At 69.9% G+C, this 25,333-nt stretch carries 22 protein-coding genes; 6 read left to right on the top strand and 16 right to left on the bottom strand.

Features of this window, described 5'->3' with window-relative positions:
- Positions 1-3: 3 nt before the first annotated feature.
- The 3 genes from AAFF41_RS33080 to AAFF41_RS33070 all read left to right on the top strand — a co-directional run bounded on the left by AAFF41_RS33080 (position 4) and on the right by AAFF41_RS33070 (position 1,664).
- On the top strand, positions 4-417 hold the full coding sequence (locus AAFF41_RS33080; RefSeq protein WP_054235443.1) for a roadblock/LC7 domain-containing protein: 414 nt from the start codon (positions 4-6) through the stop codon (positions 415-417).
- Between the two features lie 94 nt (positions 418-511).
- Positions 512-1,102, top strand: coding sequence for a DUF742 domain-containing protein (locus tag AAFF41_RS33075; protein WP_054235413.1), 591 nt, complete (start codon positions 512-514; stop codon positions 1,100-1,102).
- A complete protein-coding gene (locus AAFF41_RS33070; protein ID WP_026248371.1) occupies positions 1,083-1,664 on the top strand; it encodes a GTP-binding protein in 582 nt (193 codons plus the stop codon). Before AAFF41_RS33075 ends, AAFF41_RS33070 begins: the two co-directional genes overlap by 20 nt.
- 154 nt (positions 1,665-1,818) lie before the next feature.
- Here AAFF41_RS33070 and AAFF41_RS33065 read toward each other — a convergent pair whose 3' ends face one another.
- On the bottom strand, positions 1,819-2,013 hold the full coding sequence (locus AAFF41_RS33065; protein WP_319747141.1) for an acyl-CoA carboxylase subunit epsilon: 195 nt from the start codon (positions 2,011-2,013) through the stop codon (positions 1,819-1,821).
- 57 nt (positions 2,014-2,070) lie between these two features.
- A complete protein-coding gene (locus tag AAFF41_RS33060) occupies positions 2,071-3,660 on the bottom strand; it encodes an acyl-CoA carboxylase subunit beta (protein WP_319747139.1) in 1,590 nt (529 codons plus the stop codon).
- 495 nt (positions 3,661-4,155) lie between these two features.
- Between AAFF41_RS33060 and AAFF41_RS33055 the strand changes: the two genes are divergently transcribed.
- Positions 4,156-4,767 carry a YceI family protein gene (locus AAFF41_RS33055; RefSeq protein WP_319747137.1) on the top strand — a complete coding sequence of 204 codons (612 nt, stop codon included), beginning with the start codon at positions 4,156-4,158 and terminating at the stop codon, positions 4,765-4,767.
- A gap of 101 nt (positions 4,768-4,868) precedes the next feature.
- On the opposite strand, the gene AAFF41_RS33050 is transcribed toward AAFF41_RS33055, so the two are convergent.
- The 4 genes from AAFF41_RS33050 to AAFF41_RS33035 all read right to left on the bottom strand — a co-directional run bounded on the left by AAFF41_RS33050 (position 4,869) and on the right by AAFF41_RS33035 (position 8,879).
- On the bottom strand, positions 4,869-5,564 hold the full coding sequence (locus tag AAFF41_RS33050) for a response regulator transcription factor (protein WP_319747135.1): 696 nt from the start codon (positions 5,562-5,564) through the stop codon (positions 4,869-4,871).
- The gene (locus AAFF41_RS33045; protein WP_343325094.1) at positions 5,561-6,991 is read right to left on the bottom strand and encodes a sensor histidine kinase; all 1,431 of its coding nucleotides are present in this window, start codon (positions 6,989-6,991) and stop codon (positions 5,561-5,563) included. The genes AAFF41_RS33050 and AAFF41_RS33045 overlap by 4 nt, the downstream gene beginning before the upstream one ends.
- 104 nt (positions 6,992-7,095) lie before the next feature.
- On the bottom strand, positions 7,096-7,947 hold the full coding sequence (locus AAFF41_RS33040; RefSeq protein WP_319747131.1) for an ABC transporter permease: 852 nt from the start codon (positions 7,945-7,947) through the stop codon (positions 7,096-7,098).
- A complete protein-coding gene (locus AAFF41_RS33035; RefSeq protein WP_343325093.1) occupies positions 7,944-8,879 on the bottom strand; it encodes an ABC transporter ATP-binding protein in 936 nt (311 codons plus the stop codon). Before AAFF41_RS33035 ends, AAFF41_RS33040 begins: the two co-directional genes overlap by 4 nt.
- Before the next feature lie 214 nt (positions 8,880-9,093).
- Between AAFF41_RS33035 and AAFF41_RS33030 the strand changes: the two genes are divergently transcribed.
- Positions 9,094-9,753, top strand: a complete 660-nt coding sequence (locus AAFF41_RS33030; protein WP_343325092.1) for a class I SAM-dependent methyltransferase — start codon at positions 9,094-9,096, stop codon at positions 9,751-9,753.
- 49 nt (positions 9,754-9,802) lie between these two features.
- Here AAFF41_RS33030 and AAFF41_RS33025 read toward each other — a convergent pair whose 3' ends face one another.
- The 4 genes from AAFF41_RS33025 to AAFF41_RS33010 form a co-directional block, all read right to left on the bottom strand.
- Positions 9,803-10,165 (bottom strand): DUF4180 domain-containing protein, encoded by a 363-nt coding sequence (locus AAFF41_RS33025; RefSeq protein WP_343325091.1) that lies wholly within the window; start codon positions 10,163-10,165, stop codon positions 9,803-9,805.
- A 50-nt stretch (positions 10,166-10,215) separates the two neighbouring features.
- Positions 10,216-10,686 carry a hypothetical protein gene (locus AAFF41_RS33020; RefSeq protein ID WP_319747123.1) on the bottom strand — a complete coding sequence of 157 codons (471 nt, stop codon included), beginning with the start codon at positions 10,684-10,686 and terminating at the stop codon, positions 10,216-10,218.
- Positions 10,687-10,816: 130 nt separating this feature from the next.
- Positions 10,817-12,154, bottom strand: a complete 1,338-nt coding sequence (locus AAFF41_RS33015) for a hypothetical protein (protein WP_343325090.1) — start codon at positions 12,152-12,154, stop codon at positions 10,817-10,819.
- A 157-nt stretch (positions 12,155-12,311) separates the two neighbouring features.
- The gene (locus AAFF41_RS33010; RefSeq protein ID WP_319747120.1) at positions 12,312-15,329 is read right to left on the bottom strand and encodes a glycoside hydrolase family 3 protein; all 3,018 of its coding nucleotides are present in this window, start codon (positions 15,327-15,329) and stop codon (positions 12,312-12,314) included.
- Positions 15,330-15,610: 281 nt separating this feature from the next.
- Here AAFF41_RS33010 and AAFF41_RS33005 point away from each other — a divergent pair, with 281 nt between their 5' ends.
- Positions 15,611-17,479 (top strand): ricin-type beta-trefoil lectin domain protein, encoded by a 1,869-nt coding sequence (locus tag AAFF41_RS33005; protein ID WP_343325089.1) that lies wholly within the window; start codon positions 15,611-15,613, stop codon positions 17,477-17,479.
- Between the two features lie 341 nt (positions 17,480-17,820).
- On the opposite strand, the gene cimA is transcribed toward AAFF41_RS33005, so the two are convergent.
- The 6 genes from cimA to ureA form a co-directional block, all read right to left on the bottom strand.
- Positions 17,821-19,425 (bottom strand): citramalate synthase, encoded by a 1,605-nt coding sequence (gene cimA, locus AAFF41_RS33000; RefSeq protein WP_319747116.1) that lies wholly within the window; start codon positions 19,423-19,425, stop codon positions 17,821-17,823.
- A 284-nt stretch (positions 19,426-19,709) separates the two neighbouring features.
- Positions 19,710-21,029: an MFS transporter gene (locus AAFF41_RS32995; RefSeq protein ID WP_319747114.1), complete on the bottom strand. Its 1,320-nt coding sequence runs from the start codon at positions 21,027-21,029 to the stop codon at positions 19,710-19,712.
- Positions 21,030-21,116: 87 nt separating this feature from the next.
- Positions 21,117-21,653, bottom strand: coding sequence for a TetR/AcrR family transcriptional regulator (locus tag AAFF41_RS32990; protein WP_079065152.1), 537 nt, complete (start codon positions 21,651-21,653; stop codon positions 21,117-21,119).
- Positions 21,654-21,733: 80 nt separating this feature from the next.
- Positions 21,734-22,771 (bottom strand): agmatine deiminase family protein, encoded by a 1,038-nt coding sequence (locus AAFF41_RS32985; RefSeq protein ID WP_319747112.1) that lies wholly within the window; start codon positions 22,769-22,771, stop codon positions 21,734-21,736.
- A 14-nt stretch (positions 22,772-22,785) separates the two neighbouring features.
- The gene (locus tag AAFF41_RS32980; protein WP_095852443.1) at positions 22,786-24,462 is read right to left on the bottom strand and encodes an urease subunit alpha; all 1,677 of its coding nucleotides are present in this window, start codon (positions 24,460-24,462) and stop codon (positions 22,786-22,788) included.
- Entirely contained in the window at positions 24,459-25,214 is a 756-nt protein-coding gene (ureA, locus tag AAFF41_RS32975; protein WP_343325088.1) for an urease subunit gamma, read from the bottom strand. The genes AAFF41_RS32980 and ureA overlap by 4 nt, the downstream gene beginning before the upstream one ends.
- Positions 25,215-25,333 lie beyond the last annotated feature (119 nt).

Below are 25,333 nucleotides of genomic sequence, written 5' to 3'. Positions count from 1 at the left end.
CCGATGAGCCAGGCGGCGCAGAACCTCAACTGGTTGATCACCAACTTCGTGGACAACACCCCCGGGGTGTCCCACACGGTGGTGGTCTCCGCCGACGGACTCCTTCTGGCGATGTCCGAAGGCTTTCCCCGTGACCGCGCCGACCAGCTCGCGGCCGTCGCGTCCGGGCTGACCTCGTTGACCGCGGGCGCGTCCCGCATCTTCGAAGGCGGCGGCGTGAACCAGACAGTTGTGGAGATGGAGCGAGGATTCCTCTTCCTCATGTCCATTTCTGATGGTTCCTCGCTCGCGGTCCTTGCACATCCCGAAGCGGACATCGGTCTCATCGGGTACGAGATGGCCCTTCTGGTGGACCGTGCCGGTACGGTTCTGACCCCGGATCTTCGAGCGGAGCTCCAAGGGAGCCTTCTCAACTAACAGACAGACCGTGCGTCTTGGCGTCCCGGGGCCGTAAGGTTTCGGGACGCGGTCCCACAGTGATGGGTGCCCGGCACAGTCGGAGGAGGAGAAAGTGGCAACACCCCCAGGCGGTTCGTCTTCGGGCAACTGGTCGTACGGCCCCGGCCAGGGGCAGGGCCAGGGCGACGGTTCACAGAACCCGAACCGATACAACTTCCCCTCCGCGCCAAGCCACCGCCGCCAGCAGCCGTACGCGCCGCAGGGCCCCGGCCCCTCGCCGTACGACCAGCCGCCGGCGCCGCGCATTCAGCCTGTGCAGCCTCAGCGACGCACCCCCGAGGCGGCGCCCGCGGGATCGTCGAACAATCCTCTGGTGCGCCCGTACGCGATGACGGGCGGCCGCACCAGGCCCCGCTACCAGCTCGCCATCGAGGCGCTGGTGCACACCACCGCACAACCGCACCAGATGCAGGGCCAGTTGCCCGAGCATCAGCGGATCTGCAACCTCTGCCGGGAGATCAAGTCGGTGGCCGAAATCTCGGCGCTGCTGACGATCCCTCTCGGTGTGGCCAGGATTCTCGTCGCCGACTTGGCGGAGGCGGGCCTGGTCGCCATCCATCAGCCCGGCGGCGACGAGAACGCCGGCGGCCAGCCAGACGTGACTTTGCTCGAAAGGGTGCTCAGTGGACTTCGCAAGCTCTAGCGGAGGGCCTTCCCGCTCCACCACGTCCGCGAAGATCGTGGTGGCGGGCGGCTTCGGCGTGGGCAAGACCACGTTCGTCGGGGCCGTCTCGGAGATCAACCCGCTGCGTACCGAGGCCGTCATGACGTCCGCGTCCGCGGGCATCGACGACCTCACGCACACCGGAGACAAGACGACGACCACCGTCGCCATGGACTTCGGCCGCATCACCCTGGACCAGGACCTGATCCTGTACCTGTTCGGCACCCCCGGTCAGGACCGCTTCTGGTTCATGTGGGACGACCTGGTCCGCGGCGCCATCGGCGCGATCGTCCTAGTCGACACCCGCCGTCTGGCCGACTGCTTCCCCGCGGTCGACTACTTCGAGAACAGCGGCCTGCCGTTCGTCATCGCCCTCAACGGCTTCGACGGCAACCAGCCCTACAACCCGGACGAGGTCCGTGAAGCCCTTCAGATCGGCCCCGACACGCCGATCATCACGACGGACGCCCGGCACCGCGCGGATGCGAAGTCGGCGCTGATCACGCTGGTCGAGCACGCCCTGATGGCACGTCTGCGGTAACACGCCGCAGGACTTGCGGGCCAGTCGCCGAGCGAAGGTTCGTGGTGGCTGGTCGCGCGGTTCCCCGCGGCCCGCACGGTGCGCAGCCCCCGGTACGTGAAAAGGGCCCCCTCCTCAGAGGGGGCCCTTTTCACGTACCGGGGAACGCCGGAGGCTAGCCGTGCCAGCTGTGCGGGGCGCGGAAGCCGGGCTCGCGCTCCAGGCGGCGCCAGCCGGCCTTCGCGCGGCCACGGTGGGTCGCAGTGGTGTCCGGCTGGGCTGCGGCGCGGGCCAGGAGGACGGCCGTGATGGCGGCGACTTCCTCGGGCTCGGCGTGGCCCTTCTCGACGCGGATGTCAGGGGTGTCCATAGGTGTCAGTCTCCGTGAGAGAGGTTTCCGCGGCGGTACCGCGGAGGATCCGCAGGGTTACTGCGGGGGGTTGCCGTGCTTGCGGGAAGGCAGGTCCGCGTGCTTGGACTGCAGCATGGCCAGGGAGCGGATGAGCACCTCGCGGGTCTCCGCCGGGTCGATGACGTCGTCGACCAGGCCCCGCTCGGCCGCGTAGTAGGGGTGCATGAGTTCGGCCTTGTACTCCTTGACCATGCGTACGCGCATGGCCTCGGGGTCGGCGGCCTCGGCGATCTGCCGGCGGAAGATGACGTTGGCCGCACCTTCCGCACCCATCACGGCGATCTCGTTGGTGGGCCAGGCGTAGGTGAGGTCGGCCCCGATGGACTGGCTGTCCATGACGATGTAGGCACCTCCGTACGCCTTGCGCAGGATGAGTGAGATCCGCGGCACGGTCGCGTTGCAGTACGCGTACAGCAGCTTGGCGCCGTGCCGGATGATCCCGCCGTGCTCCTGGTCCACCCCGGGCAGGAACCCGGGCACGTCCAGGAGGGTGATGATCGGAATATTAAAAGCGTCACACATCTGGACAAAGCGCGCAGCTTTTTCGGAGGCCTCGATGTCCAACACGCCCGCGAGGGACTGCGGCTGGTTGGCGACGATGCCCACCACCTGGCCGTCCAGACGGGCCAGCGCGCAGATGATGTTGCGGGCCCAGCGCTCGTGGACCTCCAGGTAGTCGCCGTCGTCGACGAGTTCCTCGATGACCTTCGTCATGTCGTACGGCCGGTTGCCGTCCGCCGGGACCAGGTCCAGGAGGACGTCCGAGCGGCGGTCCGCGGGGTCCTGCGAGGTCGCGTGCGGGGGGTTCTCGCGGTTGTTCTGCGGAAGCATCGACAGGAGGTAGCGCACCTCCGCGATGCAGGTCTCCTCGTCGTCGTAGGCGAAGTGACAGACACCGGAGGTCTCCGCGTGGACGTCGGCGCCGCCGAGCCCGTTCTGGGTGATCTCCTCGCCGGTGACCGCCTTGACGACGTCGGGGCCGGTGATGAACATCTGCGAGGTCTCACGGACCATGAACACGAAGTCCGTCAGCGCGGGCGAGTACGCCGCGCCGCCCGCGCACGGGCCGAGCATCACGCTGATCTGCGGGATGACACCGGAGGCCCGGGTGTTGCGCTGGAAGATGCCGCCGTAGCCGGCGAGCGCGCTCACACCCTCCTGGATACGGGCGCCCGCACCGTCGTTGAGGGAGACCAGCGGCGCGCCGGCCGCGATGGCCATGTCCATGATCTTGTGGATCTTCGTGGCGTGCGCCTCGCCCAGCGCGCCGCCGAAGATACGGAAGTCGTGCGCGTAGACGAAGACCGTACGGCCCTCCACCGTGCCCCAGCCGGTGACGACACCGTCGGTGTACGGCTTCCTGGCCTCCAGGCCGAACCCGGTCGCCCGGTGCCGGCGCAGCTGCTCGACCTCCTGGAAGGACCCGGGGTCGAGAAGCAGCTCGATGCGCTCCCGGGCGGTCAGCTTGCCCTTGGCGTGCTGCGCCTCGGTCGCCTTCTCGCTGGGTCCTCGCAGCGCCGCCGCACGAATCGCGTGCAGTTCGGCCACGCGCCCGCGTGCGTCCGTGGGTTCGCCTGAGGGTGCGGCCTCATCCAAAACGGTCATGTAGCGACCATACGAAGTCGAACAAGAAAACCGGGCCGTCGACTCCGTACAGTCTCCGGCCCGTTTTCCTGGTACCCCTGAACAGAACCGAGACGGCATGCAGGCGATCTGACTGCTCAGAGGGCATCTGGCTTGTAGAGGTCGCACAAAACCGCGGGCTGAGAGCCCGCTCACATTCGTGAGGGGCCCATGCCATCCCTAGAGTGACACGGAGCCTTGGACGAGACCCGTTCGGCGTACACCGCGCCGTCGGCCCGACCCTCGTCCAGGTGGAGCGAGGATACGCAGACTGCCGCGGGAAAGCGGAGAGTGACCGCCGGGAAGCGGGTCGACGAAGCGCGACGTAACGTCGTAACCACATGGCGGATGATGTTGAAACTTGAACGGAATAGGTCTACTGTCTCCCTTGTTGGCCTCGTTGAATCTTCAACAAACTCTCTGCCGCGGTTTTCGGCTTCCCGGCGAATCCGCGACCTGTCCCCCTAGGAGCACGTCATGGGCATCTTCGGCCGCAAGACCACCGACACCCCCGCCGCGACCACGGCCCCCGCCGCTGTGAGCCCCGAACTCGCGGCGCTCACCGGCGAATACACCATCGACCCGTCCCACTCGGAGATCGGTTTCATCGCCCGTCACGCCATGGTGACGAACGTCAAGGGCTACTTCAAGGACTTCGACGGCACCCTGCACCTGGACGGCACCGACCCGTCCAAGTCCACCGCCACGATCGACGTGAAGATGGAAAGCATCGAGACGGGCTCCGCGGACCGTGACGGCCACCTGAAGAGTTCCGACTTCTTCAAGATCGACGAGTTCCCGACGATGACCTTCCGCTCCACCAAGGCGGAGGCCCTCGGCGGCGACGACTACCGGATCACCGGCGACCTGTCGATCCTCGGCGTCACCAAGCCGCTCTCCATCGACCTGGAGTTCAACGGCTCCGCGAAGGACCCCTTCGGCAACGAGCGCGTCGGCTTCGAGGGCAAGGCGGAGATCCTGCGCTCCGAGTGGGGCCTCACCTGGAACGCGGCCCTGGAGACCGGTGGCGTCCTCGTCTCCGACAAGATCAAGCTGACCTTCGACATCTCGGCGATCAAGAAGGCCTGAGCCCTCGACTCACGCCGGTGCCCTGAGCGCGCCCGCCCTCTGACTCCCCCAGCGGGAGGGCGGGCGCTCGGCATGCCCGCGTACGCCGCCCCGCCGCCTGACTAGTCGGGTGGGTTCGGGTGGGCGAGGCCGAGGTCGTAGGCGAGGATGACCGCCTGGACGCGGTCGCGGGCTCCCACCTTCGCCAGGACCCGGCCGACATGGGTCTTCACGGTGGATTCCGCGACGACCAGCCGCTCGGCGATCTCGCTGTTGCTCCAGCCCCGGCCCATGGCGACGAAGATCTCGTACTCCCGTTCGGTGAGAGCACGCACCCGGGGGTCGTCCGCCGTCCTTGGGTCCGACTCACCCGGCCGGCCGGACGCGTCCCGGGGCAGGTGCTTGGCGTAGGCGTCGAGGAGGCGGCGGGTCAGTGCGGGGGCGATCACCGCGTCGCCCGCCGCGACCGCGCGGATGCCGGCCAGCAGCTCCTCGGGGTGGGCGTCCTTGAGGAGGAATCCGCTGGCTCCCGCGCGCAGCGCCGCGTGGGCGTATTCGTCCAGGTCGAACGTGGTCAGGATGAGGACGCGGGAGCGGTCACCGGAGGCGACCACGCGACGGGTGGCCTCGATGCCGTCCATGCCCGGCATCCGTACGTCCATGAGGATCACGTCCGGGCGCAGTTCGGCGGCCCTGCGCACGGCGTCGGCGCCGTGGGCAGCCTCGCCGACGACCTCGGTGTCGGGGGTGCTCTCCAGGAGCATCCGGAAGCCGAGGCGTTGCAGTGGCTGGTCGTCCACGATGAGCACGGTGGTCACACCGCACCGCCCGTGGCGGCCGGCGGCGTGACGTCGGTCTCGGCCGGGGTCTCCGCCGGGGTCTCCGCCGGGGTCTCCGCCGGGGTCTCGGCCGGGGTCTCCGCCGGGGTCTCGGCCAGTGGGGTGAGGTCGAGGATGGCCCGCACCGTCCATCCCCCACCGGGGGCGGGCCCAGCGGTGACGGTCCCGTTGTAGAGGGCTGCGCGTTCTCTCATGCCGGCGAGTCCGTGTCCTTCCTCCTGGAACGGCCCGGGAGGGACGGTACCGCCGCCCCGGCCGGTGTCGTGGACGTCGATGTGCAGTCGCGTGTCCTTGACGCCGACCGCGAGCTCGACGCGGGTGTCGTGGCCGGCGTGCTTGAGGGCGTTGGTGAGTGCTTCCTGCACTATGCGGTACACCGTCAGCTGGACCCCGCGGTCCAGGGTGTCCAGCTCGCCGCCCGTGCGGTAGACGACCTGGGGGCCGGCGGCGCGGATCCGGGCACACAGGGCGTCGATGTCCGCGATGCCCGGCTGGGGGCTGAGCCGGGGCGCGGCGGGGGTCTGGGTCTGCTCGCGCAGCACGCCGAGCATGCGGCGCAGTTCGCCCAGCGCCTGACGCCCGGTGTCACCGATGAGCAGCAGGGCCTGCTTGCCGCGTTCCGGTGCGATGTCGGTCGCGTACGCGCCGCCGTCGGCGAGCGTGATGATGACGGAGAGGTTGTGGCCGACGATGTCGTGCATCTCGCGGGCCACCCGGGTGCGTTCGGCGGCGGCGGCGAGCTTGCTGCGCTGGTCGCGTTCGATCTCCAGGCGGGTCGCACGGTCGCGCAGCACGGCGAGCTGGGCGCGCCGGATCCGTACGGCCAGACCGAGCGCGACCGCCGCGGTGATCGTGCTGAACAGGACGAACAGCGCGTCCAGGACGGACACCGCGGACGGCAGCCGCAGGGCGACCAGGCCGAGGGCGGCCGCGGTGACCGCGCAGGCCACCGGCAGCCGCCGGAGCTGTCCGTGCAGCACCAGGCTGTAGAGGGCGATCAGCAGGGCGACATCCGCGCGCAGCCAGACTCCCAGCGCCACCTGGAGGAAGAGCACCGCGGCGATCACGGCGAAGGCGAGTGAGGGCCTTCGCCGCCGCCACAGCAGCGGCAGGACCAGTCCGGCCTGCAGGGCGACGGTCACCGGCCAGGGCAGGTGGGTGACCTGGGTGTCGAAGGCGTGTCGTCGGCCGTCGTCGTCGTGCACCAGGTCCGGCACGCAGAACATCAGCGCCACGACCACGATCACGCCCGTGTCCAGGACCCACGGATGCTTCCGGTCGCCCTGCTTGAGTCGTCGGCCGAGCCGGGACAGCCCACGGGCCAGGGGGTGATTCCACGGGAGCTCCGCCTCCGCGAGGGGCAGGTCGGAAGGTGCCCCGGGGTGGGCGGTGTCGTCGATGCTCATGGGGGTCACTCGTCCGCGTTCATGGGTGTCACCTGTCCATTGTGTGTCCGGCCGCCTCCCCGTCCGCATGTCTCTCCGGGCGCTCTTCCATCAGGCGTCAGGCGTCAGGCGTCGGTACGCAGGAGGCGGTAGGCGGCGCCCGCCAGGGCCAGCACGGTCCAGCCGAGGAAGACCAGGAGCCCGGCCGTGGGCGAGAGGGTCGTCGAGTCGTGGGTGAGCGCGAACATCGACTCACCCGCGTTGCTGGGCAGGTACGGGCTGATGTTGTCCTGCCACGAGGTGGGCAGCAGCGAGATCAGGCCGGGGACCAGCATCAGCGAGGCGACCAGGACCGATATGCCGCCGGCGACCGAGCGCAGCAGGGCGCCCAGGGCGGTGCCGATCACGCCGACCAGGCCGAGGTAGAGGCCCGCGCCCAGCAGGCTGCGCACGACACCGGAGTGGGAGATCGTGAGGGCCGCCGGGGTGCCGGAGACGATCCCGCTGGTGATCATGAACGCGATGAAGACGCCGATGGTGGAGACGACGAGGGCGACCAGGCCGAACACGACCGACTTGGACCACAGCACCGGCAGGCGGCGCGGGACGGCGGCCAGCGTGGAGCGGATCATGCCGGTGGAGTACTCGCCGGCGGTGACCAGCACGCCCAGGACACCGAGCGCCAGCTGGGCGAAGTTCGTGCCGAACACGGAGAGGCTGAGCGCGGTGGCCGTGGCGTCGTCCGGGCGCAGCCGCTCACCGGAGTTGATCTGGGACTTGTAGTGCGCGGCGGCGATCACGCCGAAGGCGACCAGGAACAGCAGGCCCAGACCGAGGGTGATCCAGGTGGAGCGCAGGGACCACAGCTTGGCCCACTCCGAGCGCAGCACGCGCCGGCCGGTGACCTTGTACTCGGGACGTGCGGTCCGCGCCGGTGCGGGCGCGGAACGGTCGGTGACGGTGATGGTGGTGCTCATGCCGCCCTCCCAGGGGCCTCGACGGTGGCGGTGGCGTGGTACTCGACGGCGTCCCGGGTCAGGTCCATGAAGGCCTGTTCCAGCGAGACGGTCCGGGAGCTGAGCTCGAACAGGGCGATGCCGTGCTCGGCGGCCTTGAGACCGATGGCCCGCGCGGGCAGCCCCGTCACGTGCAGTTCCTCGGAGCCGACCTCGCCGGTGATCTCGACGCCGGGGCCGGCCAGCACCTCGCGCAGGCGGGCCGACTGGTCGGAGGCCACGGTCACGGTGTCGCCGCCGGCCCGCTGGACCAGCTCCTGCACGGTGGTGTCGGCGAGCAGGCGCCCGCGGCCGACGACGATCAGGTGGTCGGCGACCAGCGCCATCTCGCTCATCAGGTGCGAGGAGACGAAGACCGTACGGCCGTCCGCCGCGAGTCCGGTCAGCAGGTTGCGGATCCACAGCACGCCCTCGGGGTCCAGTCCGTTGACCGGCTCGTCGAGCATGATGGTGGCCGGGTCGCCGAGGAGCGCCGCGGCGATACCCAGCCGCTGGCCCATGCCGAGGGAGAAGGCGCCCGCGCGCTTCTTGGCCACGGACTGCAGACCGGTCAGCTCGATGACCTCCTCCACCCGGCGGCGCGGAATGCCGTGGGTGTAGGCCTGCGCCATCAGGTGGTCGAACGCGGAGCGGCCGGGGTGGATCGACTTGGCCTCCAGCAGCGCGCCGACCTCCTGGAGCGGCGCGGTGTGCTCGGCGTAGTGCTTGCCGTTGACCGTCACGCTGCCGCCGGACGGCGCGTCCAGTCCGACGATCATGCGCATGGTGGTGGACTTGCCGGCGCCGTTCGGGCCCAGGAAGCCGGTGACCGTGCCGGGCCTGACGACGAAGTCGAGCCGGTCGACCGCCGTCTTCTCCCCGTACCGCTTCGTCAGCTGATGTGCCTCGATCATCGTTCTTCCTTCGCGCTCGGGGGGTCTGACCCCGCCAGACTGCTCACCCGCCACGCTAGGGGCCCGCGGACCGGGATCCGTGGTACCCGGGAGCTCAATGAGGTGCGGCCCGTAGTACCGAGGTACCACGGGGCCGTGCGCGGGGGATGACGTCACCTCCCGCATACGCCCTGGTGGTTACGGAGGTCAGGGGCCCTCCCCTACAGTCGCCCGCGTGACTGATCTCGCCTACCTCGCCGCCGTTCGGGAGTCGTACAACAGGGTCGCCGCCGACTACGCCGAACAGGTCAAGACACCGGCGCAGCTGGATCCGCTGTCGCGCGCGATGCTCGTCGCCTTCGCCGAGATGGTGCGGACGGCCGACGTCGGCGCACTCGCGGACCTGGGATGCGGGCCCGGCCTGGTGACGGCTCATCTCGCCGACCTGGGGGTGTCCACCTTCGGCATCGACCTCTCCCCCGCGATGGTCGAGCTGGCCCGTCGAGCGCACCCGGGTCTGCGTTTCACCGTCGGGTCGATGACCGAGCTGCCCCTCGACGACGACGAGCTCGGCGGCATCCTCGCCTACTACTCCGTCCACCACACGCCACCGGAGTCGTTGCCCGTCGTGTTCGCCGAGTTCCGTCGCACGCTCGCGCCCGGCGGCCGTCTGATGATCGCCGGTTATGTGGGAGCCGGAGAACGTCTGCGTCCGACGCAGGCGTACGGCGGCCATCCGGTGTCCTTCGAGTCCTACCTGTTGCCGCCGGACCGGGTTGCCGGGCTGTTGGAGCAGGCGGGGCTCGTCGTCACCGCGCGGATGGTGCAGGAGCCCGGCGAGGGAGCCAAGAGGACGGTCGCCACGTTCCTCGCCCGAAAGCCGGAACGGTCATGAGCTCGGATGCCGACAGCACCCCGGCGCCACAGGCCCAGCCCTTCAGCCGCTAGCCCTTCAGGCGTTCCCGCAGTTCCTCGACATCGGTGAGGAACCAGGTCTGCCGCCCCCGGTTGCACTCACGGACGAAGTCCCGCAGCGCCGAACTGGCCTCCGTGTGACGGGAGATGTCGCCGAGGACGACGAGTGCCATCCGGTAGTTGGCGAACTTCTGGACGATGTCACCGGCCACGCGGGTACGCAGCTGAAAGAACGCCTCGTCGAACCGCTCGGCGGGAATGACCACACACTGGGCACCCTGGTAGGAGGCGTTGCCGATGAGATCCAGGACGTCGCCCTCGCCTCCGATGACCTCGCCCTCGGCGGCACACATCATCAAGGGCACGTCATGGATCGTCTGCAGGGTGCTCATGAGGTCCGAGGCTAGGTGTGAAGGCGCTGTGTGGGCCAGGGATTTCTCGGCTACGCGTCCCGGTGTGTGAATATCGCGCCGCCCACCAGCAGCACCCCCAGCGCGTATGCCGCCAGCACCCCCAGCCCCGGCCAGGGGCCGATCGGCAGACGGGCGAGGTCCTTCGTCGCGCGGATGGCGAGGCCGGCCGGTACGGGCGCCCAGCGTTCGAGGCGGTCCTTCCAGGTGGGTGAGCCCAGGAGGGCCGACATGAGCGGGATCACGTAGAGGACTCCCAGGCCCGTGGTGATCGCGGCCGCGCTGTCGCGGAGCAGGACCGCCAGCCCCAGGCCCATGAGGGCTATGAGGATCAGGCAGAGGGTGGAACCGAGGGCGGCGCGGAGGGTGGGGGTGTCGGTGAGGGAGAGGAGGGGGTAGCCCGCCTCTGGGGTGAAGCCGTTGCCCGGGAGGATCCAGCGGGCCGTGGCGAGGGAGGCCAGGATCGCCGTGCCGGCCGCGATGCCCGTCGCCGCGGCCGGCACCGCCGCCTTCGACGCCAGGACTGTCGCCCGGCGACAGACCGGAGCGTGAGGTGGTGCGACGGGCGGGGGCGCTGATGGACCGCCTTGCGGATACCGAGCCTCGGGGGACTTCGTCCGGGACGGCCGATCTTCAGAAGCCGCCGCCGAAGTCTCCTCCGCCGAAGTCGCCGCCGCCGTCCCCGAAACCGCCGCCGAAGTCGCCGGGGTCGAAGTCGGAGCCGGAGACGTCACCACCGCTGTAACCGCCGAAGTCTCCGTAACCGGCGCCGTAGTCGGACGCGTAGGAGGGGGTGGCCATCATGCTGCCGAGCAGGGTGCCGACGAGGAGGCCGGGGAGCAGGCCGCCACCGAAGTAGCCGCCCGCCCAGGGGCCATAGGCCGGGCCGGCGTCCCAGTACGGGCGGCGGCCGTAGTCGGTGTCGACCTCGCGGACCGCCGGGGCGCGGCCGTCCGCCAGACGGGCCTGGTCCGCCGCGCAGACCGGGACCTCGCGGGGAGCGCCGCCTGCCGGGGTCCACGTCGCGTCGGCGACCGACGGGCCGTGTCGCGGGTCGAAGAAGCAGGGGGCGCGTCGTTCGGGCAGGGGCCTGCCCTCGCGACGTGCCGACAGGAGCGCGAGGGAGAAGCGGCCGTCCTCCAGGGACTGGGTGACGGCGCGTACGTCCTCCGGGCGGCGGGCCGCCGCCATGGACGACTTCGCCTGTTCGTAGGCGTCGAGCGCGCGTTCGTAGTCGGCGCGCATCGCGTCGTCGGCGCCGGCCTCGGCGGGGTGGAAGTCGAGCCGGTCGAGTTCCTCGCCGAACGCGGTGATGTCCTCGTCGACGACCACGCGGAGTTTGTCCAGTGCTTCCTGTTGTTCCTGCTCTTTGCGGCGGCGGTTGCGGCGTACGAGGGTGTAGGCGCCCGCGCCGCCGGCCACGGCCACCGCGGCCACCGCGACGAGGGCGCTGGTGGAGACGCCGTTTCCGTCGGTCGAGCCCCAGCTCTTGGGGGCCGAGCCGTTGATGTTGGCCAGGGCGCGGTCCGTGAAGTTGTTCAGCTGGGTCTTCGCGGGTTCGCCCTGGACGCTGGTGACGAGGTTCTGGACCGCGGTGCGGGGCATGACGGCGGTGTCGGCGCGGGCGTCGAAGCGGGTGCCCAGTCTGATGGCGTACAGGCCTGTGATGCCGGTGTCGGTGCGAAGGTTCTGGAAGAGGTTCTGGGTGGGGAAGTCCGCGGGGAGGACGGCCACGAAGACGGGCTTGTTCGCGTTCTTGATCTTCTTGGCCAGAGTGTCGGCGTCCGCCTTGGAGAGTTGCGCGGAGGCTGCTGGGTCCACATAGACGGGGCTCTTGCGGAGGGCTGCCGCCACTGTTCCCACGTCTGTGGTCGCGTGGGCGGGGGGTGCGGTGAGAGTGAGTGCCGTGAGGGCGGCGAGTGTCAGCGCGATCAGCAGTCCGGGGAGTCCTCGGATCAGTGCGGCCTTCATATCTCCGAAGCTACCTGAACGTGCGCAAAACCGGGCATTGGGGTGAGGGCTCGTCCTCGGACGCCGGACGGGCTGAAGATGCGCGCAGCGCCCCTGAAGGGGCGCGGGGAACTGTGTGATCAGCCCCCACGCCCCGTCGTGTATCAGCCTCTGTCCGTCACCTGGCTCGGTAGGCCTCCAGGAGTTTCGTCAGTGCTTGGGTGTAGTGGGCGGTCAGGAGTAGGTGGTCGGCTTCCGCGAAGGGTTTGGCGAGGGCTGGGGTGATGATTGAGCCGGTGCTCTGCTGGACCAGGAGGCGGGCCTTGGTGACCGCGGCGCGGCCCAGTTGCGTCGAGCCGGTCCGGTCTGCCGCCCGAGCGGCGAGAGTGAGGACCTTGAGTGTGGCCTCGCCGCCCCCGGGGACCTTCGTCAGCGTGGTCAGGCCCCAGCCGTAGGGGAACTGGGGATCGTAGGACGCGTCGCCGACGTTGATCGGAAGCTGGGTCTCCGACTTGGGCCAGGTGACGGGGAGCTGGCCGGTGAAGGCGCGCTTGCCGTACAGGACGTCCGCCACGCCGTCGCCCTCCGTGCCGGGCAGCCACGAAGCCACCAGGGCGTCGATCTCACCCAGGCGGTCCCCGATGAGCTGCGGGCGGCCCGAGACGATCAGGACCGCGCACTTCATGGCGGCGCACACCTTGTCCACGGCGGCCTGGTCGGCGGGGGTCAGAGCGAGGTCGTTGCCGTTGCCCACATCGCCGACGCCCTCCGCGTAGGGGGTCTCGCCCACGACGACCACACCCACGTCGTAGCCGGACGTCGGTGCCGAGGCGTCCTTCGAGTAGGTGACGTCACCGCCGGCGTTCCGCATGCCCTGCAGGATCGTCGTACCGTCCGTGTGCTTCCCGGACGCGCCCTGCCAGGTGATCGTCCAGCCGCCGGTCTGGTTGCCGAGGTCATCGGCGTTCGAACCGGCCACGTACACCTTCTGGGACTTCTTCAGGGGCAGTACGCCGGTCGCGTTCTTCAGGAGGACCTGGGACTTGGCCGCCGCCTCACGGGCGACCGCCCGATGGCCGGCGGAGCCGATCTGTGCCGCGCCGCTCGTGTCCGCGTACGGCTTCTCGAAGAGGCCGAGTTTGAACTTCTGGGTGAGGATGCGGGACACGGCGTCGTTCACCCGAGCCTCGCTGACGCGGCCCGCCCGTACCTCGTCGACCAGCGTCGTACGGAAGTCCTTGTAGGCGTACGGGACCATGATCATGTCCAGGCCGGCGTTGATCGACGTACGGACGTCGGACGCGTAGTCGCCGGGGATCTGGTCGATGGCCTGCCAGTCGCTGATGACGAATCCGTCGAAGCCCATGCGGTCCTTGAGCACGCCGTTGATCATGTCCGCGCGGGCGTGCATCTTCACCGGGCCCCGGCCGTCACCGAGGATGTCGAGGGAGGAGTAGGACGGCATGACCGAGCCGATGCCACGGTCGACCGCCGTCCGGTACGGCGCCAGGTGGACGGCCTCCAACTGCTGCCGGGTGACCTTCGTGACGCCCTGGTCGATGGTGTACGAGCCCGTCGTGGACGAGCCGTACTCCGTGCCGCCGTCGCCGACGAAGTGCTTGGCCGTGGCCAGCACCTTGTCGTTGTGCTTCAGGTCCTTGCCGTTCGCGGCGCCCTGGAGGCCCTGGATCATCGTCTCCATGGACTCGACGAGCGCGGGGTCCTCGCCGAAGGACTCGTAGGAGCGGCCCCAGCGTTCGTCGCGGGTGACGCAGAGGCAGGGGGCGAAGTCCCAGGGGATGCCGGTGGCGCGCACCTCGGCCGCCGTCACGGCGCCTGTCCGCTCGGCCAGCTGGGGATCACGGGCCGCGCCGATGCCGATGTTGTGCGGCATGATCGTCGCGCCGGTGAGGTTGTTGTGGCCGTGCACCGCGTCCACGCCGTAGATCAGCGGGATCTGGAACCGTGTCGCCTGCGCCCGGAGCTGGAAGGCGTCGATCATCTTCGCCCAGGCCTCGGGGGTGTTGGGCGTCGGGGTCGAGCCGCCGCCGGACAGGAGCGAACCGAGGTCGTACGTCGCGATGTCGCCCTGCGCGGTGAGCGCGCCGCGTTCGGCCTGGGTCATCTGCCCGGCCTTCTCCTCCAGGGACATGCGGGACACGAGGTCGGCGACCCGTTTCTTCACGGGCAGTTTCGGGTCCAGGTACGGCAGGCCGTGGGCGTCGATGACGATCTGCGGGGTCTCGGCGGGGGCTTTCGCGCCAGTGACCGTGAGTTTCAGGGGGATCGTCTCGGCGGGTTCGGCGGACTTGTCGCGCAGCGTCGGGACCTGGATGGTGCGGGTGGTGCCGGAGGTGGTGCCCGCCGGGAAGGTGATCTCGCCCTTGACCGGTGTGTAGTCCTTGCCGGGCTCGGCGGTGCCGCCCGCGCTCTCGTAGGCGACGGTCACGGGCTCGTCGATCGGGGCGGCTCCGGTGGTGGCGACGGAGAGCTTCACCGTCGCCGTCGCTCCCTCCTTCACCGGGTGGACGACGGAGTCGGCGGTGACGGAGGCCCGCAGGGACTGGTCGGCCTTGCCGTACAACTCGACGTCGTCCATGGCGAACGAGCCCTTGACGCCGACCGGGAGCGTGAGGGCGTACCCCCACATCTGGGTGAGGCCGAGGACCTGGTCGATGCCACCGACGGGCTGGTAGTCCGTGCGGTAGGTGAAGTCGGTGAAGGGGATCTCGATCTGCTTCCAGCCGCTGAAGTCGTCGGTGAAGGACGTCGTCCACAGCTCGGAGGCCTCGCCGTTGGCACCGCCGTCCTTGATCTCGAAGGCGACCTTCTTGGCGTTGTTCTGGCCGTCCCACCAGAAGCGGATGCCCTGGTGAGCCGACCAGTCGTGGGCCGGCTGGTCGAAGGCGAAGTCGTGGGTGAAGCCGCCGTAGCCGCTGATGTCGTAGGTGCCGGTGAGGACCTCGGTGCCCTCGGGGGCGTCGGTACGGGTGGTCAGGGCGAGCGCGGGCGGGTCGTCCGCGTCACCGCCCCAGGTGAACAGGCCCCCGGCGGGAGGACTGGCGAAGGGGACCTCGCCCTCGAAGCGGTCGACGGGTACGGGGGCCGGTTCGTCGGCCGTGGCGGCTCCGGCCGAAAGGAGCGGCAGCAGCCCCGTGAGCAAAGCGGCGGAGGCGAGCAGGGCGGTTCTTCGCATGGACCTTCCCTCGACTCTACGTAGTCCCTGGTGTTCCCTGACCGGGCGCCTGACGGCATCTCCGGCTGGTCTCTTACGACTTAGATCACGGCGTGAGTTAACTGGCGTCCCGGAAGGCCGTCAAGACTTCACGTCAGAACCGGTACACGGGCAATGTGCGGCCGGATCAGGGCAGTTGTTCTTTCACGCCCTGAACGCGAGACCCCTTGACGTGGACCCGAAGCCGTCATTTACTCACGGCTCGCACGCCCCCTCCCCCACACCCAGAAGGGCGACGCGTCATGAGGAGATCCACTCGGGCGGTCCGTTTTCTTCTCGCCGGACTGCTCACCACCGCCGGACTGACCACCGTCACGGCGGCGCCCGCGCACGCCGCGGGCGAACCCGTCACGGCCTGGCTGACCACGACGGACGACGACGGCGGACGCCATGTCGTCCGCGGGCTGCAGGCCCAGACGCCGTTCGCCTTCCAGGCCGGTACCGGTGGCAGCGGCGAGAACATCACCGTCGACGAGAACACCCGCTACCAGACCTTCACAGGCGGCGGCGCGTCCTTCACCGACACCGCGGCCTGGCTGATGAACAGCAGCGGGGCGCTGTCGGGAGCCACCCGGGACGCGACGATGCGGAAGCTGTTCTCTCCGACGGAGGGCATCGGGCTCTCGTTCCTGCGCAATCCGATGGGCGCGTCCGATCTCGCCCGGTACGGGTACACGTACGACGACATGCCGGCCGGGCAGAGCGATCCGTCCCTCTCGTCGTTCTCGATCGCGCACGATCTGGCCGACGTGGTGCCGCTGACCAAGCAGGCGCTCCAGCTGAACCCCTCGCTCACCGTGATGGCCTCGCCGTGGACGGCGCCCGCCTGGATGAAGGACAGCGGGCAGCTCAACGGGGGCTGGCTGAAGGCGGAGGACTACGGGGCGTACGCCTCGTACTTCGTCAAGTACCTCCAGGCGTACCGGGACCAGGGGGTGCCGGTCTCCTACGTCACCGCGCAGAACGAGCCGACGTGCTGCTCGGGGTACCCGTCGATGAGCTGGAACGCGTCGGGGCTCGCGTACTTCACGAAGAGTGAGCTGCTCCCGAAGCTGCAGGCCGCGGGGCTGTCCACGAAGGTGCTGGCGCACGACTGGAACTGGGACGTGTACGACTCGTACGCCGCCCAGACCGTCGACGACGCGGCCGTGCGCGCGCATCCGAACTTCGGGGGGATCGCCTGGCACGGGTACGGCGGGGACGTGGGCAAGCAGACCAGCGTGCACAACCAGTACCCGGGGGTGGACGCCTTCGGGACCGAGCACTCCGGTGGCACCTGGATCGCCAACCAGCAGCGCGAGGACATGCTGAACATCGTCGACTACACGCGGAACTGGGCGAAGTCGGTGACGAAGTGGTCGCTGGCCGTCGATCAGAACCGGGGGCCGCACAACGGGGGGTGCGGGACGTGTTCCGGGCTGATCACCGTCCACAACGGGGACGGGGCGAGTGGGCAGGTCGACTACACGATCGAGTACTACACGATGGGGCAGTTGACGAAGTTCGTGCGGCCGGGGGCGCAGCGGGTGGCGTCTACGGCGAGTACGTCCGTGCCGAACGTGGCGTGGCGCAATCCTGACGGTTCCAAGGCGTTGATCGCCTACAACGACTCCTCGTCCGCGAAGACCGTGACCATCGACTGGGGCTCGCAGCACGCGACGTACTCGCTGCCGGGGAAGACGTCCGCGACGTTCACCTGGGCCGGGGAGCAGGTCGGTGGGGGTGGGCAGACGGGGGCGTTCGTGGGGCTCGCGGGCAAGTGTCTTGATGTGGCCGGGGGGTCGTCGGCGAACGGTACGGCGGTTCAGCTCTACGACTGCAATGGCTCGGACGCGCAGCGGTGGACGGTGGCGGGGGACGGGTCGGTCCAGGCGCTGGGCAAGTGCCTCGACGTCACGTCGGCGTCCACGGCTGATGGGGCGAAGGTTCAGCTCTACGACTGCAATGGGACTGGGGCGCAGCGGTGGTCGTACAACAGTTCGACGGGTGACGTGGTCAATGCGGCGGCGGGCAAGTGTCTGGATGTGACGGGCAACTCGTCGGTGAATGGGGCTCGGGCGCAGATCTGGTCCTGTACGGGAGCGGCCAATCAGAAGTGGGCGCTGCGCTGACAGGGTTCGCCCTCTTTCCTCACCCCCGCCGCCCCTACCCCTCCCCAAGCTCTCGGCTTCGCTCGAGCAGGGCGGACCCCCATCATCCCCAGGGGCTCCGCCCCTTCCACCCCGCCAGGGGCGCTGCGCCCCCTGGACCCCCGCACGGCCTGAACGACCTCGTCCTCAAACTCCGGACGGGCTGGAGGCGTGGACCGGGCGGGTGGGTGCGCCGGACGGGCTGAAAGATGCGCGCCGGCGCACCCGAGGGGCGCGGGGAACTGCACGGCCGGCCCCCACCGGCCGACCGCCGAACGAATCGGCCGAGCGGGGGAAGCGGGGCGAAGCCGCCGCCCTAGCGGCTACTCCGCCGGTTCTACGCCTGCGCGCAGCAGGCCGTACGTGTACGCGTCCTCCAGCGCCTGCCAGGACGCCGCGATCACGTTCTCCGCGACGCCCACCGTGGACCACTCCCCCGCGCCGTCGGACGTGGAGATGAGGACGCGGGTGGTGGACTGGGTGCCGTGCTTGCCTTCGAGGATGCGGACCTTGTAGTCGACGAGCTCCAGCTTGGCGAGCTGGGGGTAGATCTTTTCGAGGGCGACCCGCAGGGCACGGTCGAGGGCGTTCACCGGACCGTTGCCCTCCGCCGTGGCGACGATGCGCTCGCCCTTGGCGAAGAGTTTGACGGTGGCTTCGTTGGCGTGGGTGCCGTCGGGGCGGTCCTCGACGATCGCGCGCCAGGACTCGACCTGGAAGTACGTGCGGGCCCGTCCCTCCGCCTCCTCGCGGAGCAGGAGTTCGAAGGAGGCATCGGCCGCCTCGTACGTGTAGCCCTGGAGCTCGCGCTCCTTGACGCGTTCCACGACGCGGCCCACCAGCTCGCGGTCGCCGCCGAGGTCGATGCCGAGTTCCTTGCCCTTGAGCTCGATCGACGCGCGGCCCGCCATGTCGGAGACCAGCATCCGCATGGTGTTGCCGACCTGTTCGGGGTCGATGTGCTGGTAGAGATCCGGGTCGACCTTGATCGCGGAAGCGTGCAGGCCCGCCTTGTGGGCGAAGGCAGAGACGCCGACGTACGGCTGGTGCGTGGAGGGGGTGAGGTTGACGACCTCGGCGATCGCGTGCGAGATGCGGGTCATCTCGCGCAGGGCGCCGTCGGGGAGGACCTTCTTGCCGTACTTCAGTTCCAGGGCGGCCACGACCGGGAACAGGTTCGAGTTGCCGACCCGTTCGCCGTAGCCGTTCGCGGTGCACTGGACGTGGGTCGCGCCCGCGTCGACGGCGGCCAGGGTGTTGGCGACCGCGCAGCCCGTGTCGTCCTGGGCGTGCATGCCGAGCCGGGCGCCGGTGTCGGCGAGGACCGTGGCGACGACCGCCTGGACCTGGGCGGGGAGCATGCCGCCGTTGGTGTCGCAGAGGATGACGACGTCGGCGCCCGCCTCCCAGGCCGCGCGCACGACCGCCTTCGCGTACTCGGGGTTCGCGCGGTAGCCGTCGAAGAAGTGCTCGCAGTCGACGAAGACCCGGCGGCCTTGTGAGCACAGGTGGGAGACCGTGTCGCGGACCATCTCCAGGTTTTCGTCGAGGGTGGTGCGCAGTGCGAGTTCGACGTGGCGGTCGTGGGACTTGGCGACCAGGGTGATCACCTGGGCGCCGGAGTCGAGAAGGGCCTTGACCTGCGGGTCCTCGCTCGCCTTGCCGCCGGCGCGGCGGGTGGCGCCGAACGCGACCAGCTGGGCGTGCTTGAAGTCGATCTCCTGCTGGGCGCGGGCGAAGAACTCGGTGTCGCGCGGGTTGGCGCCGGGCCAGCCGCCCTCGATGAAGCCCACGCCGAAGTCGTCCAGGTGCCGTGCGATGGCCAGCTTGTCCGCCACGGTGAGGTTGATGCCCTCACGCTGCGCGCCGTCGCGCAGGGTCGTGTCGAAGACGTGGAACGAATCGTCGAGCTCGCTGGTTTCGGTCATGGTGTTCGGCTCCTGATGTCGGATCTCGGTCTGTACCGGAATGACCGGCTCCACCGTCCTCCAATGATCCCTCGCGCTCCCTTCCCGGCTTGAGGTGGGCCAGGAAAACGAAAAACCTCTCGCGGGTGCGAGAGGTCTGCGCGCGGGTCGAGGACGACGATGTCCGCCCGTACGTGGTGGTACGTGGCGGTCACTGCGGACCGGCGCGCCTGCTGCCAATAATCATGGCGAACGAGAGCACGGGGGCAGTCTGGCACATACCGCCCCCGTGCTCACGGGTTGTCTCAGGATGCGAGCCGCGCCTTGGGCTCCGAGGAGGGTTTCCGGCCGGAGCCGACCCGGTTGAGATCCAGGTCGCGGGTCTCCCGCATGGTGACGTAGACCACCAGGGACACCGCGGCGCACCCCGCCACGTACCAGGAGTAACCGGACTCGATACCCGCGTCCTTGAACCACAGGGCGACGTATTCGGCCGTACCGCCGAAGAGGGCGTTGGCGATGGCGTACGGGAGGGCGACACCCAGCGCGCGGACGCCGGTCGGGAACAGCTCGGCCTTCACACAGGCGTTGATGGAGGTGTAGCCGGTGACCACCACCAGGGCGAGCAGGGCCAGCGCGAGAGCGGGCCAGAAGCTGCCCACGTGCCCCAGCATCGTCATGATCGGGACCGTCAGGAACGTCGAGCCCACCGCGAAGGTGATGAGCAGCGGCCGGCGGCCGACACGGTCGGAGAGGCGGCCCGCGAGCGGCTGGAGACAGGCGAAGACGATCAGCGCGGTGAAGGAGACGAGGGTCGCGGTCTCCTTGGACAGACCCGCCGAGTTGGAGAGGTACTTCGTCAGGTAGGTGGTGTACGTGTAGTAGGCGACCGTGCCGCCCATCGTGAGCGCGACGACCAGGAAGGCCTCCCTCCGGTGCTGCCACAGCGCGCGCATCGTGCCGCGCTCCTCGCCGGACGCGGCCTCCTCGTACACCTCGGTCTCCAGCATCGTGCGCCGCAGATAGAAGACGACGGCGGCGCCGAGCGCGCCCACGACGAAGGGGATGCGCCAGCCCCAGCTGTGCAGCGCGTCGTCGGACAGGGTGCGCTGGAGGATGATCTGCAGGCCGAGGCCGAGGATCTGCCCTGCGGTCATCGACACGTACTGGAAGCTGGAGGCGAAGCCGCGCCGCTCGGGGGCGGAGGCCTCGGTGAGGTAGGTGGCGCTGGCCGCGTACTCGCCGCCCACCGAGAGTCCCTGCAGCAGGCGGGCGACGAGCAGGACGACCGCGCCGCCGTAGCCCGCCTCCGCGTAGGTCGGTGCGAGGGCGATGAGGAGCGCCGACAGCGACATCAGCGTGACGGTCAGCGTCAAGGCGGTCTTGCGGCCTCTGCGGTCGGCGATCCGGCCGAGCAGCCAGCCGCCGACCGGGCGCATGAAGAAGCCGACCGCGAAGATGCCCGCGGTGTTCATGAGCTGGGCGGTGGGGTTGTCGTCGGGGAAGAAGGCTCCGGCGAAGTAGGTGGCGAAGCTCGCGTACACGAACCAGTCGAACCACTCCACCATGTTGCCCGCCGAGCCGACCCAGATCTTCTTCCAGTGCTCTCGTCCCGTGAGTGCCATGAGCCGTAACGTGCCCGCTGATCACTGCCGCGACAAGGGCGCCTCACGTTTTGTTCATTGCGTTCATCACGTTCGGCCGAGTGACGGTCAGCTCAGGGATTCGTCCAGAAACTCCCTTACGTGGCGCAGGATCCGCTCTCTGTCCGTGCCGCGCAGTCCGATCGCCACATGGATGGAGAAGCCGTCGAGCAGGGCCCGCAGCCGGGCGGCGCAGCGGTCCGGGTCGACCGGCCGGAACTCGCCGCGCGAGACACCCTCGGCGAGCAGCGCGACCAGGTCGCGGTGCCAGGCGCCCTCGATGGCGACCTGCCGCTCGCGGGCGGCGTCGTCGGCGTTCTGCGAGCGGTTCCAGACCTCCAGCCAGAGCGTCCAGTGCGGGTCGCGGTGGCCGTCGGGGACGTACAGGTCGACGTACGCGTCGAGCCGCTCACGGGCGGTGCCCCGGGCGGCGAGCAACCGGCCGCGCTCGGCGCCGAGCCGCCCCTCGCTCCACTCCAGGGTCTGCAGCAGCAGCTCGTCCTTGGAGTGGAAGTAGTAGAGGAGATGACCGCTGCTCATGCCGACCTCGCGGCCGAGCGCCGCCATGGTGAGCTTCTCCAGACCGCGCTCGGCGATCATGTCCATGGCGGCTGCCAGCACGTCCTCGCGCGGAGGCGCGTTCTTCCTCCGCGGCGTGCTGTCCCCTGCCACGTGCGACTCCTGGTTCAGATCCTCGGCTGCTGCTGGGTGATGCAGTGGATGCCACCGCCTCCGGCAAAGATCGTACGTGCGTCCACCAGTGTCACCGTCCGCTCGGGGAAGAGCCGTCGAAAGACGCCGGCCGCGAGCTCGTCGCGCGGGTCGTCGAAGCCGCACAGGACCACGCCGCCGTTGCAGAGGTAGTGGTTGATGTAGGAGTAGTCGGCCCAGTGGCCGTCGGCCTCCAGGATCGTCGGGGCCTGGACCTCGACGACCTCCAGACGGCGCCCGCGCGCGTCGGTCGCGGCCTGGAGCCGGCCGATGACCTCCTTGGTCACCTCGTGGTCGGGGTGCGCCGGATCCGGCTGGGAGTGCGCGACCACGACTCCGGGGCGGGCGAAGGCGGCCACGATGTCGACATGGCCGAGCGTGCCGAAGCCGTACGGGGGGTAGTCGCCGGTCAGCCCGCGCGGCAGCCAGATCGCCTTGCGGGTGCCGAGGTGGGCGTGGATCTCCGCCTCCACCTGCTCGCGCGTCCAGTCGGGGTTGCGCTCGGGGCCGAGCTGCACCGTCTCGGTCAGGAGCACGGTTCCCTCGCCGTCGACGTGGATCGCACCTCCCTCGTTGACCAGCTTCGAGGCGTACGTCTTCGCCCCCGCGAGGTCCGCGACATACGCGCCGATCTTGGCGTCGTGCTCCCAGCGGGCCCAGTCCTGGGCACCCCAGCCGTTGAACGTCCAGTCCACGGCGGCCAGTTCGCCCTTCCCGTCGGTGAGGAAGGTGGGGCCGATGTCACGCATCCAGGCATCGTCGAGTCCACGTTCGACGGTGTCGACGTCCGGGCCGAGCAGCGCCCGGGCCGCCTGCGACTGGCCCGGCCCGCACACGACCGTCACCGGTTCGAACCGGCGGATCGCGCGCGCCACCGCCGCCCAGGCCGCGCGCGCCTCGGCGAGGTCCTCGGGGTTGTCGAAGGTCGGGTTGGGGCCCGGCCACGCCATCCAGGTGCGCTCGTGCGGGGTCCACTCGGCGGGCATCCGGAAACCGTCGGCGGCAGGGGTCATGACGTGCACCTTCATCACAGGAAGTAGAGGCGGTTGAGGGAGACCGAGTCGGCGGGTTCGGAGCGCAGCGGGTCACCGTCGAGGGTGACCAGGCCCGTGCGCTGGTCGACGTCGACGGATCCGGTACGGGAGTTGAGGCGCAGGTCGGCGGGGCCGATCCCGCGGGTGCCGCGCACGGCGACCCGGCGCCGGCGTGTCGGCATGAGGTCGTTGCCCTGGTCGAGCGCGGCCTGGGCGACGAAGGCGACCGAGATCTCGGCGGGCGTCGCGCCGTGCGCCCCGAACTGCGGCCCCAGGACGAGGGGTTCGCAGGTGTCGGTGGCGGCGTTCGGGTCGCCGACGACGCCGTACGCCGGGAAGCCGGACTTGAGGACGAGCTGCGGTTTGGCGCCGAAGAACTCCGGGCGCCACAGCACGATGTCGGCGAGCTTGCCGACCTCGATCGAGCCGACCTCGTGGGCGAGCCCGTGCGCGATGGCCGGGTTGATGGTGAGCTTGGCCATGTAGCGCAGGACGCGCTCGTTGTCGTGGTCCACGTCCGCCGGGGCGCCGCGCTCGGCCTTCATCTTTCCGGCCATCGCGAAGGTGCGGCGTACGGTCTCACCCGCGCGTCCCATGCCCTGCGCGTCCGACGAGGTGATCCCGATCGCGCCCAGGTCGTGCAGAACGTCCTCGGCGCCCATGGTTCCGGCGCGGATCCGGTCGCGGGCCATGGCCGCGTCGCCGGGCAGGTCGGTCTTCAGGTCGTGGACGGAGACGATCATGCCGTAGTGCTCGGCGACCGCGTCCCGGCCGAAGGGCAGGGTGGGGTTGGTGGAGGAACCGATGACGTTCGGGACCCCCGCCATCTTCAGGACGTTCGGCACGTGACCGCCGCCGCAGCCCTCGATGTGGAAGGCGTGGATGGTCCGGCCTTCGAGGACGCGCAGGGTGTCCTCGACCGACAGGCATTCGTTCAGCCCGTCGCTGTGCAGGGCGACCTGGACGTCGTGTTCCTCGGCGACGCGCAGCGCGGTGTCGAGGGCGCGGGTGTGGGCGCCCATGTCCTCGTGCACCTTGAAGCCGCTCGCGCCGCCCTCGGCCAGGGCCTCGACGAGGGGGGCGGCGTCGGAGGACGAACCCCGGCCCAGGAAGCCGATGTTGACCGGCCAGGCGTCGAAGGCGTTGAAGGCGTGACGCAACGCCCAGGGCGAGTTGACGCCGACGCCCCACACCGGCCCGAACTCCTGGCCGATGATCGTGGTGACGCCGGAGGCGAGCGAGGCCTCCATGATGCGCGGCGACAGCAGGTGCACGTGGGTGTCGACGGCTCCGGCGGTCGCGATCAGTCCCTCGCCCGAGACGATCGACGTCCCCGTACCGACCACCACGTCGACCCCGTCGAGGGTGTCGGGGTTCCCGGCCCGCCCGATCGAGCAGATCCGCCCCTCGCGGATGCCGATGGAGACCTTGCGGATTCCCTGGGCCGCGTCGATCACCACTACGTTGCTGATGACGACGTCGCAGGTCTCGCGGACGGCGGCGGCCTTGAGGTGCAGTCCGTCGCGGGCGGTCTTGCCGAAGCCCGCGAGGAACTCGTCGCCGTAGCGCTGGGCGTCGGACTCGACGCGGATGGTCAGCCCGGAGTCACCGAGGCGGACGCGGTCGCCGGCGCGGGGGCCGTGGGTGGCCGCGTACTCGTAAGGATTCATCGCGGCTCAGCTCCCTGAATTTCGCCGGTCTCCCCGGAGTCCCCGCCGTCTCCGGCGCCCTCGGCATCCCCGGCATCCCCGGCTCCGAGGTATCCGCAGGCGGCGGCCCTGCGCAGGGCCTCTTCCCTGGCCCCGGGCGCGTCCAGCGGCCCGTCGACCAGTCCCGCGAAGCCGATGGCGGTCCGCTCACCGCCGATGGGCAGCAGTCCGACCTCGATGCTCTCGCCCGGTCCGAAGCGCACGGAGGACCCGGCGGGGACCGCGAGCCGCATCCCGTAGGCCGCCGCCCGCGGGAAGTCGAGCCGCGGGTTGGTCTCGAAGAAGTGGAAGTGCGAGGTGACCGAGACGGGCACGGTCGCGGTGTTGGTGACCGTCAGCCGGACCACCGCGGCGGGCTCGACGTGCGCCGGCCCCGGCAGCAGCGCGCCCGGCGCCCGCTCCCCCAGCCCGCCCCCGAGGGGGTCGCTGACGACCGCGAGCCGGGACCCGTCGTCGAAGACGGCCTCGACGTGCACCTCGGTGACGATGTCGGCGACGCCCGGCAGGACGTCGTCCGGGCCGAGCACCTCCCGGGCCGCCGCGATCGCCTCGGCGAGCCGGCGCCCGTCCCGGGCCGCCTCGCACACGGTGTCCGCGATGAGGGCGGTCGCCTCGGGAACGTTCAGCCTGAGGCCCCGGGCCCGGCGGGCGCGGGCCAGCTCGGCGGCCCCGAAGAGCAGCAGCCGGTCACGTTCCGTGGGGGTCAGTCTCATGCCCGGGCACCTCCTTGCCTTCCTCGATTTAGAGCACCACTCTAAACGCGAGATTCATGGAACGGAAACATTGACATCGAGAATCTGGTCACAGACATTGAACGTCGCTCTAACTCTCA

It is taken from the genome of Streptomyces mirabilis (assembly GCF_039503195.1).
Lineage (GTDB): Bacteria > Actinomycetota > Actinomycetes > Streptomycetales > Streptomycetaceae > Streptomyces > Streptomyces mirabilis_D.
This window is presented reverse-complemented; position numbering and strand designations above follow the sequence as displayed.

Bases quoted from the DNA above. Each gene is read 5' to 3' on its own strand.
- AAFF41_RS33065 (WP_319747141.1), bottom strand. From the start codon at position 2,013: ATGGACACCCCTGACATCCGCGTCGAGAAGGGCCACGCCGAGCCCGAG.
- AAFF41_RS33010 (WP_319747120.1), bottom strand. From the start codon at position 15,329: ATGCGAAGAACCGCCCTGCTCGCCTCCGCCGCTTTGCTCACGGGGCTG.
- ureA (WP_343325088.1), bottom strand. From the start codon at position 25,214: ATGAGACTGACCCCCACGGAACGTGACCGGCTGCTGCTCTTCGGGGCC.
- AAFF41_RS33060 (WP_319747139.1), bottom strand. From the start codon at position 3,660: ATGACCGTTTTGGATGAGGCCGCACCCTCAGGCGAACCCACGGACGCA.
- AAFF41_RS33055 (WP_319747137.1), top strand. From the start codon at position 4,156: ATGGGCATCTTCGGCCGCAAGACCACCGACACCCCCGCCGCGACCACG.
- AAFF41_RS33080 (WP_054235443.1), top strand. From the start codon at position 4: ATGAGCCAGGCGGCGCAGAACCTCAACTGGTTGATCACCAACTTCGTG.
- AAFF41_RS33045 (WP_343325094.1), bottom strand. From the start codon at position 6,991: ATGAGCATCGACGACACCGCCCACCCCGGGGCACCTTCCGACCTGCCC.
- AAFF41_RS33015 (WP_343325090.1), bottom strand. From the start codon at position 12,154: ATGAAGGCCGCACTGATCCGAGGACTCCCCGGACTGCTGATCGCGCTG.
- AAFF41_RS32980 (WP_095852443.1), bottom strand. From the start codon at position 24,462: ATGAATCCTTACGAGTACGCGGCCACCCACGGCCCCCGCGCCGGCGAC.
- AAFF41_RS33040 (WP_319747131.1), bottom strand. From the start codon at position 7,947: ATGAGCACCACCATCACCGTCACCGACCGTTCCGCGCCCGCACCGGCG.
- AAFF41_RS32985 (WP_319747112.1), bottom strand. From the start codon at position 22,771: ATGACCCCTGCCGCCGACGGTTTCCGGATGCCCGCCGAGTGGACCCCG.
- AAFF41_RS32995 (WP_319747114.1), bottom strand. From the start codon at position 21,029: ATGGCACTCACGGGACGAGAGCACTGGAAGAAGATCTGGGTCGGCTCG.
- AAFF41_RS33035 (WP_343325093.1), bottom strand. From the start codon at position 8,879: ATGATCGAGGCACATCAGCTGACGAAGCGGTACGGGGAGAAGACGGCG.
- AAFF41_RS32990 (WP_079065152.1), bottom strand. From the start codon at position 21,653: ATGGACATGATCGCCGAGCGCGGTCTGGAGAAGCTCACCATGGCGGCG.
- AAFF41_RS33005 (WP_343325089.1), top strand. From the start codon at position 15,611: ATGAGGAGATCCACTCGGGCGGTCCGTTTTCTTCTCGCCGGACTGCTC.
- cimA (WP_319747116.1), bottom strand. From the start codon at position 19,425: ATGACCGAAACCAGCGAGCTCGACGATTCGTTCCACGTCTTCGACACG.
- AAFF41_RS33025 (WP_343325091.1), bottom strand. From the start codon at position 10,165: ATGAGCACCCTGCAGACGATCCATGACGTGCCCTTGATGATGTGTGCC.